Annotated in this window: 18 protein-coding genes; 5 read left to right on the top strand and 13 right to left on the bottom strand. The window is 69.2% G+C overall.

Annotated elements, in window-relative coordinates:
* Window positions 1-57: 57 nt before the first annotated feature.
* The 7 genes from SK095_RS20435 to SK095_RS20405 form a co-directional block, all read right to left on the bottom strand.
* Window positions 58-528 (bottom strand): hypothetical protein, encoded by a 471-nt coding sequence (locus tag SK095_RS20435; RefSeq protein ID WP_136489345.1) that lies wholly within the window; start codon window positions 526-528, stop codon window positions 58-60.
* Window positions 529-691: 163 nt separating this feature from the next.
* Window positions 692-1,036, bottom strand: a complete 345-nt coding sequence (locus SK095_RS20430) for a multidrug efflux SMR transporter (protein WP_320547328.1) — start codon at window positions 1,034-1,036, stop codon at window positions 692-694.
* Window positions 1,037-1,211: 175 nt separating this feature from the next.
* Window positions 1,212-2,345 (bottom strand): aminomethyltransferase family protein, encoded by a 1,134-nt coding sequence (locus tag SK095_RS20425; protein ID WP_320547327.1) that lies wholly within the window; start codon window positions 2,343-2,345, stop codon window positions 1,212-1,214.
* A gap of 127 nt (window positions 2,346-2,472) precedes the next feature.
* A complete protein-coding gene (locus SK095_RS20420; RefSeq protein WP_320547326.1) occupies window positions 2,473-3,501 on the bottom strand; it encodes a DUF3445 domain-containing protein in 1,029 nt (342 codons plus the stop codon).
* Window positions 3,502-3,516: 15 nt separating this feature from the next.
* Window positions 3,517-4,473: a PDR/VanB family oxidoreductase gene (locus SK095_RS20415; protein WP_320547325.1), complete on the bottom strand. Its 957-nt coding sequence runs from the start codon at window positions 4,471-4,473 to the stop codon at window positions 3,517-3,519.
* Entirely contained in the window at window positions 4,470-5,009 is a 540-nt protein-coding gene (locus SK095_RS20410; protein ID WP_320547324.1) for a dimethylamine monooxygenase subunit DmmA family protein, read from the bottom strand. The genes SK095_RS20415 and SK095_RS20410 overlap by 4 nt, the downstream gene beginning before the upstream one ends.
* Window positions 5,010-5,278: 269 nt before the next feature.
* Window positions 5,279-5,824 (bottom strand): hypothetical protein, encoded by a 546-nt coding sequence (locus SK095_RS20405; protein WP_320547323.1) that lies wholly within the window; start codon window positions 5,822-5,824, stop codon window positions 5,279-5,281.
* Between the two features lie 178 nt (window positions 5,825-6,002).
* Here SK095_RS20405 and SK095_RS20400 point away from each other — a divergent pair, with 178 nt between their 5' ends.
* The 3 genes from SK095_RS20400 to SK095_RS20390 all read left to right on the top strand — a co-directional run bounded on the left by SK095_RS20400 (window position 6,003) and on the right by SK095_RS20390 (window position 9,244).
* Window positions 6,003-7,307 (top strand): ATP-binding protein, encoded by a 1,305-nt coding sequence (locus SK095_RS20400; RefSeq protein ID WP_320547322.1) that lies wholly within the window; start codon window positions 6,003-6,005, stop codon window positions 7,305-7,307.
* Window position 7,308: 1 nt separating this feature from the next.
* On the top strand, window positions 7,309-8,217 hold the full coding sequence (locus SK095_RS20395; RefSeq protein WP_320547321.1) for a response regulator: 909 nt from the start codon (window positions 7,309-7,311) through the stop codon (window positions 8,215-8,217).
* A 244-nt stretch (window positions 8,218-8,461) separates the two neighbouring features.
* Window positions 8,462-9,244 (top strand): TorF family putative porin, encoded by a 783-nt coding sequence (locus SK095_RS20390; protein ID WP_201487136.1) that lies wholly within the window; start codon window positions 8,462-8,464, stop codon window positions 9,242-9,244.
* A gap of 63 nt (window positions 9,245-9,307) precedes the next feature.
* On the opposite strand, the gene gstA is transcribed toward SK095_RS20390, so the two are convergent.
* Together gstA and SK095_RS20380 are read right to left on the bottom strand one after the other, a co-directional pair.
* On the bottom strand, window positions 9,308-9,916 hold the full coding sequence (gstA, locus tag SK095_RS20385) for a glutathione transferase GstA (RefSeq protein WP_320547320.1): 609 nt from the start codon (window positions 9,914-9,916) through the stop codon (window positions 9,308-9,310).
* Between the two features lie 25 nt (window positions 9,917-9,941).
* The gene (locus tag SK095_RS20380; RefSeq protein ID WP_320547319.1) at window positions 9,942-10,250 is read right to left on the bottom strand and encodes a hypothetical protein; all 309 of its coding nucleotides are present in this window, start codon (window positions 10,248-10,250) and stop codon (window positions 9,942-9,944) included.
* On the opposite strand from SK095_RS20380, the gene SK095_RS20375 reads away from it, so the two are divergent.
* On the top strand, window positions 10,249-11,115 hold the full coding sequence (locus tag SK095_RS20375) for an isocitrate lyase/PEP mutase family protein (RefSeq protein WP_136489333.1): 867 nt from the start codon (window positions 10,249-10,251) through the stop codon (window positions 11,113-11,115). The genes SK095_RS20380 and SK095_RS20375 overlap by 2 nt on opposite strands.
* A gap of 10 nt (window positions 11,116-11,125) precedes the next feature.
* On the opposite strand, the gene SK095_RS20370 is transcribed toward SK095_RS20375, so the two are convergent.
* On the bottom strand, window positions 11,126-12,103 hold the full coding sequence (locus SK095_RS20370) for a hypothetical protein (RefSeq protein ID WP_136489332.1): 978 nt from the start codon (window positions 12,101-12,103) through the stop codon (window positions 11,126-11,128).
* 179 nt (window positions 12,104-12,282) lie between these two features.
* On the opposite strand from SK095_RS20370, the gene SK095_RS20365 reads away from it, so the two are divergent.
* Window positions 12,283-12,549: a DksA/TraR family C4-type zinc finger protein gene (locus SK095_RS20365; protein ID WP_136489331.1), complete on the top strand. Its 267-nt coding sequence runs from the start codon at window positions 12,283-12,285 to the stop codon at window positions 12,547-12,549.
* 58 nt (window positions 12,550-12,607) lie between these two features.
* Here SK095_RS20365 and SK095_RS20360 read toward each other — a convergent pair whose 3' ends face one another.
* The 3 genes from SK095_RS20360 to SK095_RS20350 form a co-directional block, all read right to left on the bottom strand.
* Window positions 12,608-13,882 carry an ammonium transporter gene (locus tag SK095_RS20360; RefSeq protein WP_320548933.1) on the bottom strand — a complete coding sequence of 425 codons (1,275 nt, stop codon included), beginning with the start codon at window positions 13,880-13,882 and terminating at the stop codon, window positions 12,608-12,610.
* A 229-nt stretch (window positions 13,883-14,111) separates the two neighbouring features.
* Window positions 14,112-15,434, bottom strand: coding sequence for an FMN-binding glutamate synthase family protein (locus tag SK095_RS20355; RefSeq protein WP_320547318.1), 1,323 nt, complete (start codon window positions 15,432-15,434; stop codon window positions 14,112-14,114).
* A gap of 93 nt (window positions 15,435-15,527) precedes the next feature.
* Window positions 15,528-16,211 carry a protein glxC gene (locus tag SK095_RS20350; protein WP_320547317.1) on the bottom strand — a complete coding sequence of 228 codons (684 nt, stop codon included), beginning with the start codon at window positions 16,209-16,211 and terminating at the stop codon, window positions 15,528-15,530.
* Window positions 16,212-16,217: the final 6 nt, after the last annotated feature.

The following is a 16,217-nucleotide window of genomic DNA, read 5'->3' as shown; positions in this document are numbered from 1 at the left end:
GGCAGCAAGGGCAGGAGTGCGATCCTGCCTTGCCGCCTGCGGGGAAAACCTCATGCGTCAGGCCGAGGCGCGACGCGCCTGCAGCCGCTGCTCGCCCTCGCGGATCCGCTCGGCAAGGCCCAGCAGATCGCCGGGGCTGAAATACAGCCTGCGCGACAGCGCGCCGAGGCTCATGCGCCAGACCCCCTCCTCCCGGCCGGGACGCCCCTGCTCGGCCTCGTACACCCAGACGCTCCCGTATACCACCACGCTGCCGCTGACGGTCAGCATGCCGGAGGCGCCCGCCCCGCTCCACTCGCCACCATCGAGCAGCTGGCAGCAGCCAATGCCGCGGACCCGCCGCACGAACATCTGTTCGGCGTCGACCACGCCATGGGCGAAGGAGCAATCGATGAAGACCCGGCACAGCTCGGCCTGGCACAGGGTCAGCAACTGCCGGCTGCCCAGGGACAGGCCGGTCAGTTCACGCAAACGATCCAGAGCCTGCGACGCATCCAGCCACGACTCCGGGCAATACGCCATGTCCATCCCTTGCCTCCTTATGGCTGTTGTTCTTGTAGGAATAAGGCTAGCAGCCACGCTGGAGGGCGTCGCTGCGACTTTCCGCAGAAGCGGAAAATATCCGACCGGCATGGTGGGACGACTGGCGGCATGGCGCCGGCCCGCCGGCGCAGATGAGCCGCTGCGCGGCTCAGGTCAGTTGCGGCGAGAACAGCTTGAGCCCCACCACCCCGGCGACGATCAGCAGCAGGCAGGCGATACGCCCGGCGTTGGCGGCCTCGCCGAGGAAGGCGATGCCGTAGATCGCCGTGCCCACCGCACCGATGCCGACCCACACCGCATAGGCGGTGCCCACCGGCAGGGTGCGCATGGCCAGGGCCAGCAGGTACAGGCTGAGGCCGATGAACAGCGCGCAGTAGAGCGTCGGCCACAGGCGGGTGAAGCCTGCGGTCCTCGGGATGACGGCGGCGTAGCAGATCTCGCAGATGCCGGCGCTGATCAGGAACCACCAGCCGGCGCTGGTACCGGTGAACATGTCTCCCCCCTTGCAATGAAAATCAGGCGGCACGTCCGTGTGCCGCCCGGTTCCTGCCCCAGGAACGCGTTGACGGACGCCGCCCATCGTGCGGGCGGCGCCGGTATCTATTCGCAGGGTTCGCCATGCGCACCGCCCCGACGTGGAGAGCGGTGCGCACGGCGCTCCCTACTGATCAGCCCTTGGCCGTGCGCTTCTTCTTCTCCGGATCGTCGAACGGCATGCTGTGGGCGATGGCCTTGACCTCCAGGCTGCCGCGCACCTCCAGCGGGCAACCCTGCTCGGCGTAGGGCACCTCCATCCGCGCGATGGCCATCGACTGGCCGGTCAGACGCGAGTACATGGCGCAGGTGATCACCCCGACCTGGCGGCCGTCGGCCCACAGGCTGTCGCCGCCGGCGGCGGCCTGCTCGCCCTCGAGCAGCACGCCGAAGATCCGGAAACGCTCCTTGCCCTTGAGCCTTGCATGTTCCAGGCCACCGCGGAACTCGCCCTTGGTCGGCGACACGGTGAAGTCCAGGCCCAGCTCCCACAGGGTGTCGCCGGCGGCCTGGTCGGCGAAGGGGTACATCTCCGAGTTGTCGTAGGGGAAGAACAGCAGGTAGCTCTCCACCCGCAGCCAGTCCAGCGCGGTGAAGGCGCAGGGGATGATGCCCAGCGCCTTGCCCTTCTCCAGGATGGTGTCCCAGAGCAGCGGGGCGTCGGCGGCCTTGCAGAAGATCTCGTAGCCGCGCTCGCCGGTGTAGCCGGTGCGCGAGATCATCACCGGGCAGCCGAACAGCCTGGTCTGCAGGTGGTGGAAGTACGGCAGCTCGCGGATGCCCGGCACGTGCTCGGCGAGGAAGTCCACCGCCAGCGGGCCCTGCAGCGACAGGTCGTGCAGGTCGTCGTCGAACAGCACCGCCACCTGGCGGCCCTGGGCCGAGCGCACCAGCATCTCGTAGCCCTGGCCTGCGCCGTGCACCACCATGAAGGCGTTGGGGCCGGTGCGGTAGATCACGCAGTCGTCGACGAACTTGCCGCTCTCGCTGAGCATGGTCGCGTACACCGACTTGCCCGGATACAGCCTGGAAATGTCGCGGCTGGTGGCGTATTCGAGCAGCGATTCGGCGTGCGGGCCGACGTAGTGGACCTTCTTCAGCCCGGACACGTCCATCAGTCCCGCACGGGTGCGGATCGCCTCGTGGGCCTCGGCCAGCGAGGTGGCGCCGTAGGTCCAGGCGGTGCCCATGCCGTTCCAGTCCTCGAGGGCCGAGCCGAGGGCGCGATGGCGGGAAGCCAGGGCGGAAATTCGCCAGGAATTGGCCATGTCGTTCTCCTTGATCTTTCGGGCGCGCGCCGGCCCATCCGGCGCACGCAAGGCGGTCGGGGTATTCGGGTAATCGCAGGGTGGATGACGCCGCCTGCGGCTTATCCACCGGCCATGGTGGGTAACGCTACGCAGCGACCTCGGCGTCGGGGTCGTACTGGCGCAGCCAGTCCACCACCGTCTGCCGGTAGCGGGTCAGGCCCTTGTAGTCGGCGATGGCCTCGGGCAGGTCGCGCAGCACGCGGTGCAGGCGCCGCGCCCAGACCGGGTTGCTCGCCAGCTCCTCGAGGCTGATCAGGTAGGTGCGGATGCCGAACAGCAGCGCGTTGCTGCGCGGCAGGCGCGCCATGTGCTGCAGCTCGACGCGCAGGTGCACCAGTTTCGCGACGTTGTCCGCGGTGACCAGGCCGCGCTCGTGGCCCCACTCGTGGAAGGTTTCCGAGGAAGTGTCCAGACGCGGGTTGACGGTCATGGTCCAGTTCAGCCGGCGCGCCGGGCGCTCGACCGGGATGTTCAGCAAAAACTTCAGCGCGCGGTCGAACACGCCCAGCTGGTGGGCCATCGGCACCGGCGCATGCCACTGCCTGAAGCTCATGCCGGCGTCGAAGGCCAGCGACCAGTCGGCCGGCCCGGTGACCAGGCCGGCGTCCATGAACAGGTCGCCGTCGCGCTGGTCGAGCAGGGCGAAGTCGCCCTGCACCTGGCGGCCGATGTACTCCAGCGGCTCGTAGGGCAAGGTGTCGGCGTCGCCGAAGGTGAAGCGCTGGCGGATGTCGAGGGCGTGGTTCTCCCAGGTCCACTGGTCGCCGTCGCGGGTCAGGCGGAACAGCTCCGGGTAATCGGCGGCCAGGTGGGTCATCAGCATTTCCAGCGCGTCCCAGCAGGCCTCGTGCATGTGCGGCATGACCACGCAGCGCAGCGGATCGCGGGCCAGCACCCGCGCGCGCTCGGCGGTTTCCGAGCGGTAGTGCTCGTCGATGTCGAAGCAGTGCTCGAACACCGAGCCCGGCGCGCCGCAGCCGGCCGGCTCGATGTTGACCGAGTACATGTACTGGTCTTCGGGGAACGGGAAGGGAAAGCGCGCGATGGCCTGCGGGCTGTTGCGGAAGGTGAAATCGTCCCGGTAGCTTTCCAGCGGCTTGAGGGTGACGGGCATGACGGACTACTCCTCTCAGAGATCGAGCAACAGGGTGCTGCCGCAACGGCCGCGGGAAACGCAGGGCATCAGCTGGCGGGTGCGCTCGGCGGCGCCGAGGCATGCGTCGCGATGCTCGACCTCGCCGGCGAGATGGCGCGTCGCGCACTGACCGCAGACCCCGCCGCGGCACAGGCTGGGCACCGCCACCCCGGCGGCTTCCAGCGCCTCCAGCAGGCTGACCTCGGCGGGCACCGCGATGCGCCGGCCGCTCCCCGCCAGCTCGGCGACGAAGGGTTCGGCCGGCGCACCGGCACCGGGCGCGGCGGCGAAGGCTTCCCAGTGCACCCGCTGCGCCGGCCAGCCGAGAGCGGCGGCCGCCTCGCGCACGCCGTCGATCAGCCGCTGCGGACCGCAGACGTAGACGTGGCTGCCGAGCGGCTGGCCGGCCAGCACGGCCGCCAGGTCGAGGCGCGCGCCGGCGCCGGCGTCGTAAGCGTGGAAGCGTGCGCCGAGACGTGCGGTCAGCTCGTCGCGATAGGCATCGGTGAGCCCGCCGCGGCAGGCATGGTGCAGCTCGAAGCTGGCGCCGCGGCGCTGCAGTTCGGCGCTCTGGGCGAGGAACGGGGTGATGCCGATGCCGCCGGCGATCAGCAGGTGATGCTGCGCCTGGGAATGCAGGGCGAACAGGTTGGCCGGCGGCGACAGCTGCAGGCGGTCGCCCTCACCCACCTGTTCGTGCAGGAAGCGCGAGCCGCCGCGCGAGTCCTCCTGCAGGCGCACGGCGATGCGGTAGCGCTGCGCATCGGCCGGATCGCCGAGCAGCGAGTAGGCGTTGCGCAGGGTGCGCTGCGCCGTCGGCAGGTGCACCAGCACATGGCTGCCGGCGGAAAAGCCGGGCAGCATGCCGTGCGCGGCCTCGAAGGTGAATTCGCGCACCAGCGGGGTCAGCTGGCGCACCGCGGCCACCCGCACGTCGAGCAGTCCGTTCATGGCCGGGCCTCCGCGAAGGGCTGGTCCGGGTCCAGGCACACGCCCATGTAGGCGCCCAGGCGCCGGGAGAAATGCTCGCGCACCAGCAGGCGCACGCCGCAGCCCTGGCAGGTCACCTCACCCTCGCCGCCGATACTCTGCAGGTGCGCGCAGTGCACGCAGTACAGCTCGCGGCGGCTACCGGCGCGCACCAGTTCGATCTCCTCGGCGAGCAGGCCGCTGCTGCGCGCCAGGCGGTAGACGCGCCAGAGGAAGCTCTCGTCGCCGCAGACGTACAGGCGGCTGCCGACCGGCGCCGCCGACAGCAGGGCGAGCACGCGCACCTGCAGCAGCTCGAAATCGCCGCCGCCGGCTTCGCCGTGCAGGGCGACCCGCTCCACCGCCCGGCCGTCGGCCGTCAGTTGCCCGTGCAGACGGGCAGCCTCCTCCGCGCCGGCATCCTGGATCACCAGCAGGCGTCGCCCGCTGGCGAGGATGGAAACCTCCGGTGCGTACACCGGCTTGCTGGGCATCGCGCCCGTGACCGCGCCACTCATCCGCCACCCCTCCCGTGCTCCCGCCGGGCAACGCGGCCGGGGGCCGCTGCACGACGGATAAAATTACCCAAGAGAACATTTTGTTCTCAAAGGGAAAGCACATGGCATGCCAGACTCTTTCAATCCGTTGATTTGACGAGGGTTTCAGCGGGAGCAGGGAAATTCGCTTCGTCCAGCGGGAGCCCGGCCGACGACCGCGTGCACAGCCCTTGCGCACGCGGGGCGAAAATGGGGCGGCGGGAGACGCCGACAGGGCGCGGCCGGGACGCTTACTCGTCCTCGCCGCCTTCCTCGAGCTGCGCCAGCAGGCTCTCGTAGGCCGGCGCGGCGTAGATGCCCACCTCCACCGCCAGCTCCAGCACCCGCGGCAGGTCGGCGGTGTACACCAGCACGCACTGCAGCTCGTCGTCCAGCGGCTCGCTGAAGTCAACCAGCACGTAGCCGCCCTTCTCCGGATACAGCGCGCTCAGCTGCACCTGGATGCGGCGCAGGCCGGCGAGCAGGTCGGCCTTGGCCAGCTGCTTGGCGGTCAGCACGAAGGGCACGCCAGGGCCGAAGGAGTCGCGGATCTGCTGGAACAGCTCGCTGGGGCTGTCGCCCAGGAACAGCACGGTGTCCGGCAGGCTGCCGACCACCACCCATTCGCCCAGCGGGATGGGGAAGTCGTCGTCGTAGTTGATGTCGGGATTGGCGGCGAGGAACGCCTGCGGATCGGCATAGGCCTGGGCGGCTTCGTCGGCGATGCGGGCGATCTCGTCGTCGCGCATGCAGCCCGAGCTGATCAGGGTGATCAGCTCAACCAGCTGGTCTTTCATGGGGAGGTCCTGTTGGGAGCCAAGGAAATTCGCCGGCATTTTCGCCGATGCCGCCGCCGGCGGATACGCCATTCGCCGGCCGGCGGAAAACCGCCGGCGCCAGCGGGCCGCGTTCACACCATCGCAACCTTGCGCTGTTTCAATGGCGGCCTCTCGCAACCGGAGGCCGGGAGCTGCCATGACCCACCAGAGAGTCCTGAACTACCTGCTGATGCCCGTGGCGCCGCTGGAGGCCGAGATGAGCATCGCCGACGTCGCCGACCGCCTGCTCACCCCGGAGTGCAAGGCGTTCCTGTCACTGCCGGTGGTCGACGCCGATGGCCGCCCGCTGGGCCTGATCAGCCGCTACACCCTGCAGGACATCTTCATGCTGCGCTTCGGCCGCGACCTGCACGGGCGCAAGCCGGTGCGCGAGGTGATGAACCCGGCGCCACTGGTGGTCAGCCTGGAAAGCGGTCTCGAGGAGGCCGCCCAGGTGGTCACCTCGCAGCTCAGATACCCGATCACCGAGGACTTCATCCTGGTCGACGGCGAGGGCCGCTACCGGGGCCTGGGCACCGTGCTCGACCTGCTCAAGGCCATGGAGAAGCGCGTCGCCCAGCGCAACGCGGTGCTGCGCCGCACGCTGATCGACCTCAAGGAATCCCAGGCGCAGCTGGTGCAGTCGGAGAAGATGGCCTCCCTCGGCCAGATGGTCGCCGGCGTCGCCCACGAGCTGAACACCCCGCTCGGCTACGTGAAGAACAACGTGCAGCTGCTGCGCGAGCTGCAGGCGCCGCTGCTGCAGCTGGCCGAGGCGCAGCGCGAGCTGATCGCCTGCCTGCACGACCCGGACTGCGACGAGACCCGCCTGGCCAGCGCGCTGGACAACGCCAGCCGCAACCGCGAGGCCGCTGCCGCCGACGGCCTGGCCGAGGACCTCGAGCAGCTGTTCGACGACACCCTCTACGGCCTCGGCCAGATCGGCGAACTGGTGGCCGGCCTCAAGGACTTCGCCCGCCTCGACCGCGCAATGAGCGAGGAGATCGACCTCAACGACTGCGTGCGCAGCGCCCTGCTGATCGCCCGCAACAACCTCAAGGAGCGTGCCGAGGTGACCACCCGCCTCGGCGAGCTGCCGCGCATCCCCTGCGCGCCGTCGCAGATCAACCAGGTGCTGCTCAACCTGCTCAACAACGCCGCCCAGGCCATGGACGGCTTCGGCCGCATCCTGGTGAAGACCTGGGCCGACGACGCCGCGGTGTTCGTCTCCGTGCAGGACAGCGGCAAGGGCATGCCGCCCGAGGTGCTGGCGAAGATCTTCGACCCCTTCTTCACCACCAAGCCGGTCGGCCAGGGCACCGGCCTCGGCCTGTCGATCAGCTTCAAGATCATCCAGGACCACGGCGGCAGCATCCGCGTCGCCTCCGAACCGGGGCGCGGCACGCGCTTCCTGATCCGCCTGCCGCGCCCGCAAGCGTCCCAGCTCAAGGAGAGTGCCTGACATGACCGCACCGATCCGCATCCTGTTCGTCGACGACGAAGAACGCATCCTGCGCAGCCTGGCCATGCAGTTCCGCCGCCAGTACGAGGTGCTCACCGAGAGCGACCCGCAGCGCGCGCTGGAGCGCCTGAAGAGCGAGGCGGTGCAGATCATCGTCAGCGACCAGCGCATGCCGCAGATGAGCGGCGCCGAGCTGCTCGAACAGGCCAGCGCCATCGCCCCGCAGACCCTGCGCATCCTGCTCACCGGCTACTCGGACCTCGACGCCGCGGTCGATGCGCTCAACAACGGCGGCATCTTCCGCTACCTGACCAAGCCCTGGGACCCGCAGGAGATGGCCTTCACCCTGCGCCAGGCGGCGGAGATCGCCGCCCGCCAGATGCCGGCGGAGGCGCGCGACGAAGCCCCGGCGCTGCCGCTCAACGTGCTGCTGCTCGACGACGACGCGCAGACCCTGTCCAGCGTCGCCGGCTTCTGCGACGCCGGCGGCCACCGCCTGCTGCGCGCGCGCAACCTGCCCGAGGCCCTGCACCAGCTCAACACCGAGAGCGTCGACCTGCTGATCAGCGACCTGCGCCTGGCCGGCGAGGACACCGCGCCGCTGCTCAAGACCCTGGCCCAGGCCCACCCGCGCCTGCTCAGCCTGGTGGTCACGCCGTTCCGCGACACCCAGTCGCTGCTGCGCCTGATCAACGAGGCGCAGATCTTCCGCTACCTGCCCAAGCCGATCCGCCCCGGGCTGTTCGAGAAGGGCCTGAGCGCCGCCGCGCGCCAGGCGCAGAGCTGGCGCGCGCAGCCGCAGGCCGTGGTGAGCCGCGTGGCCGAGGTGCCCAGGGAGGAGCCCGAGCGGCACAAGGTCGGCAACCTGCTGGGCATGCTGGGGCGCCTGCGCGAGCGGCTGACCGCCTGAGCAGCCGGGCCCCAGTTGAAGGCCCGGCCGCCGCCAGCGCGCCCCACGCTGGTGCATGGCCTTCCCTGCCCGGCACGCTCGGGAGTCCCGGAAAGATCCGCCATTTACATGCAAATCATTGATTTTCAAGGTCTTTCCAGAGTTGGCAAAGCAAATGCATAAGCCTGATCAGCTTATTCCAAAGCTGTATCAGAACTTAGAAGCCGGGGACCGAACCCTCGCTGCCAACTTAGGGACCAAGACCATGCTCAAGAAACTGACCCTCGCCATCGCCGCCGCCAGCGCCGTATCCGCCACCAGCTTCGCCGTCGCGGAAACCGTGCAAAGCCCGGTGGGCGACTTCGACATCAGCATGAACGTCGGCCTGACCACGGACTACATCTTCCGCGGCGTCTCCCAGACCCAGGGCAAGGGCGCCATCCAGGGCGGCCTGGACGTGGCCCACGACAGCGGCCTGTACATCGGCACCTGGGCCTCCAACGTCGACTTCATCGCCGCCGACGGCAACGACGCCAACGTCGAGTTCGACTACTACCTGGGCTTCGGCAACGACATCACCGAGAACGTCTCCTACGACCTGGGCTGGATCAAGTACGACTACCCGGGCGCCAGCGCCGCCAACTTCAGCGAGTTCTACGGCAGCGTCACCGCCTACGGCTTCAAGGTCGGCGCCGCCTACTCCGAAGACTTCCCGATGTTCGGCGGCAACGGCATCGCCGACGACAACAGCACCCTGTACTCCTACGTCGGCTACGAGTACACCCTGCCCTACGAGATCGGCCTGGCCCTGCAGTACGGCAACTACGACTTCAAGGACGACATCTTCCTCGACAGCGCCGGCGTCGCCAGCGAAGACTCCTACAACGACTGGTCGATCGGCCTGACCAGGACCCTGGCCGGCCTGGACTTCGGCCTGACCTACACCGACACCAGCCTCAGCGACAGCGAGTGCAAAGGCTTCGCCGCCGGCGGCAAGTCCGACTACTGCGACGCCAACTTCGTGCTGTCGGTATCCAAGACCCTGTAAGCCGCTTTCGCCACCGACAGCACAAGGGGCGCCCGCAGGCGCCCCTTGTGCATCTGCACAGCGCTACTTGAGCAAGCCCTCCTCGCGCATCGCCTGCTGCACCGCCGGGCGCTCCGCCATCCGCGCCTGGTAGGCCGCCAGATCCGGCCAGGGCGCCAGGTCGATCTTCATGAAGCCGGTCCAGCTGACGATGGTGAACAGATAGGCATCGGCGACGGTGAAATGCCGGCCGCAGAGGAAGGCATTGCCCTTCAGCGCCTGGTTGACCAGGTCCAGGCGCTGGCCCACCCGCTCCAGCACCGCCTGCTTCCACTCCGGGGTGACCGCCGGGTTGAACAGCGTCCCCAGCCCCTTGTGCAGCTCGCTGCTGATGAAGTTGAGCCACTCCAGTACGCGCCAGCGCTCCATGCTGCCGGCCGGCGGCAGCAGGCCGGCGCCCGGCCTGAGTTCGGCCAGGTACTGCAGGATGACCGCATCCTCGGTGAGCACCTGGTCGTACTCCAGTTCCAGGGCCGGCACGTAGCCCTTGGGGTTGATGGCGTAGAAATCGCCGCCCCCGGCGACGGTGTGCGTCTTCAGGTCGACCCGGACCAGTTCGTGCTCCAGGCCCAGCTCGCACAGCACGATGTGCGCCGCCAGCGAGCAGGCGCCGGGGGTGTAGTAGAGCTTCATGCAGGTGTCCTCGAAGGTGGGCGACCTAAACACCATAGAAGTCGCTGGCGCTTTGCGCGAGGCGCGCAGGCAAGGTGCCGTTGTCGCGCCGCCATCCGTCGCCCCACCCACGCCCGCTCCGCGGCGAAAGCTCGCTGAAAGCCTGACGCCCTAGCATGCCCCGGTAGCGGCGGATTTTCGCCACCGCCGAACCGGGTAGCGGCGCCCGTTCGCCACTCCAGCGCGCCAGCCGCCCAGCAAAGCGAGGAAAACCACGCAATACGACCTTCGGGTACAGGATTTGCAATACTTGAAAGGTACAAGACAAGACAAAGACACAAGGGATAACAAGCATGCAGAAATCCTGTCACCACCAGCTGCGCAAAGCCTTCCGTGCCCTGCTGGCCAGCAACGCCTGCTACCACACTGCCTCGGTGTTCGACCCGCTGTCCGCACGCATCGCCGCCGACCTCGGCTTCGAGGTCGGCATCCTCGGCGGCTCGGTCGCCTCCCTGCAGGTGCTCGCCGCCCCCGACGTGGCGCTGATCACCCTCAGCGAATTCGCCGAGCAGGCCACCCGCATCGGCCGCGTCGCCCGCCTGCCGGTGATCGCCGACGCCGACCACGGCTACGGCAACGCGCTCAACGCCATGCGCACCGTCATCGAGCTGGAGCGCGCCGGCGTCGCCGCGCTGACCCTCGAGGACACCCTGCTGCCGGCGCAGTTCGGCCGCAAGTCCTACGACCTGATCAGCGTCGAGGAAGGCATCGGCAAGCTGCGCGCCGCCCAGGAAGTGCGCGACGACAAGGCGCTGGCGATCATCGCCCGCACCCATGCCGGCGTGCAGTCGCTGGAAGACGTGATCCACCGCACCCAGGCCTACCAGGCCGCCGGCGCCGACGGCATCTGCCTGGTCGGCGTGCAGGACTTCGCCCACCTGGAAGCCATCGCCGAAGGCCTGCACGTGCCGCTGATGCTGGTCACCTACGGCAATCCGGAGCTGCGCGACGACAACCGCCTGGCCGACCTCGGCGTGCGCATCGTGGTCGACGGCCACGGCGCCTACTTCGCGGCGATCAAGGCCACCTACGACAGCCTGCGCGAGCAGCGCGGCATCGCCAGCGACAACGGCCTGAGCGCCTCGGAGCTGGTGACCAAGTACACCCACCCGGACGACTACATCGCCTGGGCGCGCGAGCACATGAACGTCAAGGAGTGAGGCGCGTCGCTCAGGCGATCGGCCGCCCGCTGACGGCTCCCGACAGCTCGTCGTGCAGCCACTGCACGCGGGCCACTGCCGGCGCCACCACGCCGCTGCCGAGCACCTCGAGGAAGCTGCAGGCCGCATAGCCGCTGGCCGCCGCCTCGTAGCGCTCGACCCAGTCGCGGCGCATGTGCAGGCGCTCCGGCGCCACCGGCCAGACGCCGGGGCGCGGCTTCAGGTGGTGGGCGATGCCCATGCGCCAGGGCTTGGCGCTGAGCCGCGCGCGGAAGCATTTCTGCCGCTGACACATGCGTGCATACAGCGGGTCGACCCCCAGCGCGGCGAAGCAGCGCGCCACCGCCGGATCGTCCGGGGCGAAGGTGGCGTGGGTGGCCAGTGCGCGCAGGCCGGCGGGGGTGCGGTACAGGCGGAAGCTCCAGCCGGGATGGCGCTCGAGGAAGCGCAGGATGCGCTGGCGGGCCAGCGCCGGCGCGCCGCCATGCCAGTCCAGGTACAGGCGGTGCACCCGTCCGGCCAGCACGCCCGAGGCGCCCAGGGCGACCAGCAGCAGCGCCGCCAGCAGCAGTACCGAGCCAGTCAGCCAGCTGGCCAGCAGACCGAGCGCGGCCAGGGCGGCGAACACGCCGACGGCGAAGCGCAGGCTGGGCCGGCAGGCGAAGTCGATGTCGGCGAACAGCACGTCCGCCGTGTTCAGGCAGCGCGCACCGTAGCCGTTGCGGGTGATCAGCACGTCGTCGTGGCGCGCGACTATCTCCTCGCGGATCGGCACGCCGTCGGCGCCGTTGTAGGCCACCTTCGGCTCGCGGCGCGGCAGCTTCTCGCCGTCGCGCAGGCCATCCAGCGCATCCTGCGCGCGCCGCTCGGCGTGGGCCTGCGCCTCCGCCTGGCTGACGTCGGACCAGCCGAAACGCCGCACGGTGATCTGCCGGTTCTTGCGCCGGTACTGCACCCGGGCCTCGGCCCAGTACTGTGGAACGATCAATTGCTGCCACCCCATTGTTGTTCTTGTTCGCTCGGGCGCTCAGCGGCGCCCGTGACGCAGAGCATAGGGGCAGCGACGGGGCGCAGTCACCCCGCAGGCTCCGCCAGTCGCACGCCCCTTGCATTGGCGCAGGCGGGGGCGCATATCTGCGGATATCCCCCCACCCCTGCGGAGGCGACATGGCCGGCGGCTGGACCAGCGACGGAGCGGTACAGGAGCAGATCGACAGCACCATCGAGGACGCCATCGCCCGCGCGCGCAGCCAGCTGCCGCGCGGCGAGAGCCTCGCGCACTGCGAGGAATGCGACGCGCCGATCCCCGAGGCGCGCCGCCAGGCGATCCCCGGCGTGCGCCTGTGCGTCGCCTGCCAGAGCGAGCACGACAAGCAGCAGGCGGTGTTCAGCGGCTACAACCGGCGCGGCAGCAAGGACAGCCAGCTGCGCTGAACCACAAAGCGAAACGCCGGGCAGATGCCCGGCGTTTCGCTTGCGGCGTGACAGCCGATCAGTGGCTGTACGCCCGCTCGTTGTGCTCGGCGAGATCGAGGCCGAGATCCTCGGCTTGCTCGTCCACGCGCAGGCCGACCAGCTTGTCGACCAGCTTGAGCAGCACCCAGCTGACCACGAAGCAGTAGACGAAGGTGAACGCCACGCTCTTCACCTGCGCCCAGACCTGGGTGGCGATCTCGCTGCCCTCGACGTAGCCGCCCAGCTCAGGCACGCAGAACACGCCGGTGAGGATGGCGCCGACCACGCCGCCGACGCCGTGCAGGCCGAACACGTCGAGGCTGTCGTCATAGCCCAGGCGCTGCTTCAGCGAGGTGACCGCCAGGTAGCACAGCACGCCGCTGAGCAGGCCGATGGCCAGCGCACCGCCCGGACCGACGTAGGCGCAGGCCGGGGTGATGCCGACCAGGCCGGCGATGGCGCCGGAAGCCAGGCCCATGGCGCTCGGCCGGCCGGCCTTGATCAGCTCGGTGACCATCCAGCCGACGATGCCGGCGCAGGCGCCCAGCTGGGTGTTGAGCATGGTGATGCCCGACACGCCGCCGACCCCGGCGGCCGAGCCGACGTTGAAGCCGAACCAGCCGACCCACAGCAGCGCCGCGCCGGTCATCGCCAGCGGCAGGTTGTGCGGACGGATCTCGACGTGCGGATAGCCCTTGCGCTTGCCCAGCAGCAGGCAGGCGGCCAGCGCGGCGACGCCGGCGTTGATGTGCACGGCGGTGCCGCCGGCGAAGTCCAGCGCACCCCAGTTGTGCATCAGTGCACCGGGACCGCCCCACACCATGTGCGCCATCGGCGCATAGACGAAGGTGAACCACAGCGCCATGAACAGCACCGCGGCGACGAACTTCATGCGCTCGGCGAAGGCGCCGGCGATCAGCGCCGGGGTGATGATGGCGAAGGTCATCTGGAAGGTGATGAACACTCCTTCCGGCATGCCCAGCACCAGACTGTCGCCCTTGAGGCCGGCGAGCATGGCGCGCTCCAGGCCGCCGACGAAGCTGTTGAAGCTGTATTCGCCGGCCGCCATGCCGGTGGTGTCGATCACCAGGCTGTAGCCGTAGAGCACCCAGAGCACGCCGATCACCCCGGCGATGGCGAAGCACTGGGAAAACAGCGAGAGCATGTTCTTGGCGCGCACCAGGCCGCCGTAGAACAGCGCCAGACCGGGCAGGCACATGCACAGCACCAGCACGGTGGCGGTCATCATCCAGGCGGTGACGCCGGTATCCAGCGTGGCCTCCTCGGCCAGCGCCAGCGGGGCGAAGGACATCAGCAACAACGGCAAGCCGAACTTCAGTGAGCGATGCAGCGGGGTGGAACCTGATGCTGTGGTCGACATGGTGAAGTACCTCGAACGGTCATGGAGGATTCCTGGCAGGTGGGATGATGCAATGCAAAATTCTGGCCGGGACGCAGGCCTGCCTGGCGAATGAACTCGCCCCCACAGGGTCCGGGCCGAAGGGCGGGCGCCGGTACGCTGCCGGCGCCCGCCCGCCAGGTCAGAACTGCTGGCCGGGAATCCAGCCGGTACCAGCCAGCGGCACACGGGCCATGGCGGCGGATTCCACGGTCAGCGCCACCAGATCCTCGGGGTCGAGGTTGTGCAGGTGCGACTTGCCGCAGGCGCGGGCCATGGTCTGCGCTTCCAGCACCAGCACGCGCAGGTAGTTGGCCAGGCGGCGGCCGCCCTCCACCGGGTCGAGGCGCTTGGACAGCTCCGGGTCCTGGGTGGTGATGCCGGCCGGGTCGCGGCCGTTCTGCCAGTCGTCGTAGTAGCCGGCGGCCGAGCCGATCTGCTTCAGCTCGTCGTCCAGGCGCGGGTGGTTGTCGCCGAGGGCGATCAGCGCGGCGGTGCCGATGGCCACCGCGTCGGCGCCCATGGCCATGGCCTTGGCCACGTCGGCGCCGGTGCGGATGCCGCCGGAGACGATCAACTGCACCTTGCGGTGCATGTCCATCTCCTGCAGCGCCTGCACCGCCTGCGGGATGGCGCAGAGGATCGGGATGCCGACGTGCTCGATAAACACTTCCTGCGTCGCGGCCGTACCGCCCTGCATGCCGTCGAGGACGATCACGTCGGCGCCGGCCTTCACCGCCAGCTTGACGTCGTAGTACGGGCGGCTGGCGCCGATCTTCACGTAGATCGGTTTTTCCCAGTCGGTGATCTCGCGGATCTCGGCGATCTTGATCGCCAGGTCGTCCGGGCCGGTCCAGTCCGGGTGGCGGCAGGCGGAGCGCTGGTCGACGCCGATCGGCAGGGTGCGCATGCCGGCGACGCGCTCGGTGACCTTCATGCCCAGCAGCATGCCGCCGCCGCCCGGCTTGGCACCCTGGCCGAGGACGATCTCGATGGCGTCGGCCTTGCGCAGGTCGTCGGGGTTCATGCCGTAGCGCGACGGCAGGTACTGGTAGACCAGGTGCTGCGACTGGCCGCGCTCTTCCGGGGTCATGCCGCCGTCGCCGGTGGTGGTGCTGGTGCCGGCGATGGTGGCACCGCGGCCGAGGGCTTCCTTGGCGTTGGCCGACAGCGCGCCGAAGCTCATGCCGGCGATGGTCACCGGGATCTTCAGGTGGATCGGCTTCTTGGCGAAGCGGGTGCCGAGCACCACGTCGGTGCCGCACTTCTCGCGGTAGCCCTCCAGCGGGTAGCGCGACATGCTGGCGCCGAGCAGCAGCAGGTCGTCGAAGTGCGGGACCTTGCGCTTGGTGCCGCCGCCGCGGATGTCGTAGATGCCGGTCTCGGCGGCGCGCTGGATTTCCTGGATGGTCAGGCGGTCGAAGGTGGCGGACTCGCGCAGTACCGGGGTGTGTTTCTCGCTCATGGGGCTACTCCTCGTGGCTGGCCGGCGCAGGGCGCCAGCGAGCCGGAATCGGGTGGCCGGGCCGCGCGCGGCAAGCCCGGACGATGGTCTCGATCAGTAGGCGGACGCGTTGTCGACCTTGAAGTTGTACAGCTGGCGGGCCGAGCCGTAGCGCTTGAAGCTGGCCGGGTCCTCGTCGAAGCCGGCGCGGTTCAGCAGCTCGGCCAGCTCCTCCAGGTGCTCGGCGCGCATCTCCTTCTCGATGCAGTCCGAGCCCAGCGACTTGACCGTGCCCTTCACGTAGATGCGCGTCTCGTACAGCGAATCGCCCAGCGCATCGCCGGCATCGCCGCAGACGACGAGCCTGCCCGCCTGGCCCATAAAGCAGCTCATGTGGCCGATGCTGCCGCCGACCACGATGTCGACGCCCTTCATCGAGATGCCGCAGCGCGCGCCGGCGTCGCCCTCGATCACCAGCAGGCCGCCGTGGGCGGTGGCGCCGGCCGCCTGGGAGGCGCTGCCCTTCACCCGCACCGAGCCGGACATCATGTTCTCGGCGACGCCGACCCCGACGTTGCCGTGCACGGTGATGGTGGCCTTCTGGTTCATGCCGGCGCAGTAGTAGCCGGCATGGCCCTGGATATCGATGCTCAGCGCTTCGTTCACGCCGACGGCGAGGTTGTGCTTGCCGTCCGGGTGGGTGACGACCCACTCGCGTTCTTCGAGGGTCTTAACCTGGTCGTGCAGGGCCTGGTTCAGTTCGCGCACTTCAGCTTTGGAAAGGTCGATGGTCTTCATGTGTGC

The sequence above is a fragment of the Pseudomonas sp. AN-1 genome, assembly GCF_034057115.1.
Lineage (GTDB): Bacteria > Pseudomonadota > Gammaproteobacteria > Pseudomonadales > Pseudomonadaceae > Geopseudomonas.
Note: the sequence above shows the minus strand (reverse complement) of the source record. Positions and strands in the feature narration are given on the sequence as shown.

Bases quoted from the DNA above. Each gene is read 5' to 3' on its own strand.
- SK095_RS20410 (WP_320547324.1), bottom strand. From the start codon at position 5,009: ATGAGTGGCGCGGTCACGGGCGCGATGCCCAGCAAGCCGGTGTACGCA.
- SK095_RS20395 (WP_320547321.1), top strand. From the start codon at position 7,309: ATGACCGCACCGATCCGCATCCTGTTCGTCGACGACGAAGAACGCATC.
- SK095_RS20425 (WP_320547327.1), bottom strand. From the start codon at position 2,345: ATGGCCAATTCCTGGCGAATTTCCGCCCTGGCTTCCCGCCATCGCGCC.
- SK095_RS20405 (WP_320547323.1), bottom strand. From the start codon at position 5,824: ATGAAAGACCAGCTGGTTGAGCTGATCACCCTGATCAGCTCGGGCTGC.
- SK095_RS20400 (WP_320547322.1), top strand. From the start codon at position 6,003: ATGACCCACCAGAGAGTCCTGAACTACCTGCTGATGCCCGTGGCGCCG.
- SK095_RS20415 (WP_320547325.1), bottom strand. From the start codon at position 4,473: ATGAACGGACTGCTCGACGTGCGGGTGGCCGCGGTGCGCCAGCTGACC.
- SK095_RS20390 (WP_201487136.1), top strand. From the start codon at position 8,462: ATGCTCAAGAAACTGACCCTCGCCATCGCCGCCGCCAGCGCCGTATCC.
- SK095_RS20365 (WP_136489331.1), top strand. From the start codon at position 12,283: ATGGCCGGCGGCTGGACCAGCGACGGAGCGGTACAGGAGCAGATCGAC.
- SK095_RS20355 (WP_320547318.1), bottom strand. From the start codon at position 15,434: ATGAGCGAGAAACACACCCCGGTACTGCGCGAGTCCGCCACCTTCGAC.
- SK095_RS20420 (WP_320547326.1), bottom strand. From the start codon at position 3,501: ATGCCCGTCACCCTCAAGCCGCTGGAAAGCTACCGGGACGATTTCACC.
- SK095_RS20350 (WP_320547317.1), bottom strand. From the start codon at position 16,211: ATGAAGACCATCGACCTTTCCAAAGCTGAAGTGCGCGAACTGAACCAG.
- SK095_RS20375 (WP_136489333.1), top strand. From the start codon at position 10,249: ATGCAGAAATCCTGTCACCACCAGCTGCGCAAAGCCTTCCGTGCCCTG.
- SK095_RS20380 (WP_320547319.1), bottom strand. From the start codon at position 10,250: ATGCTTGTTATCCCTTGTGTCTTTGTCTTGTCTTGTACCTTTCAAGTA.
- gstA (WP_320547320.1), bottom strand. From the start codon at position 9,916: ATGAAGCTCTACTACACCCCCGGCGCCTGCTCGCTGGCGGCGCACATC.
- SK095_RS20360 (WP_320548933.1), bottom strand. From the start codon at position 13,882: ATGTCCTTCGCCCCGCTGGCGCTGGCCGAGGAGGCCACGCTGGATACC.
- SK095_RS20435 (WP_136489345.1), bottom strand. From the start codon at position 528: ATGGACATGGCGTATTGCCCGGAGTCGTGGCTGGATGCGTCGCAGGCT.
- SK095_RS20430 (WP_320547328.1), bottom strand. From the start codon at position 1,036: ATGTTCACCGGTACCAGCGCCGGCTGGTGGTTCCTGATCAGCGCCGGC.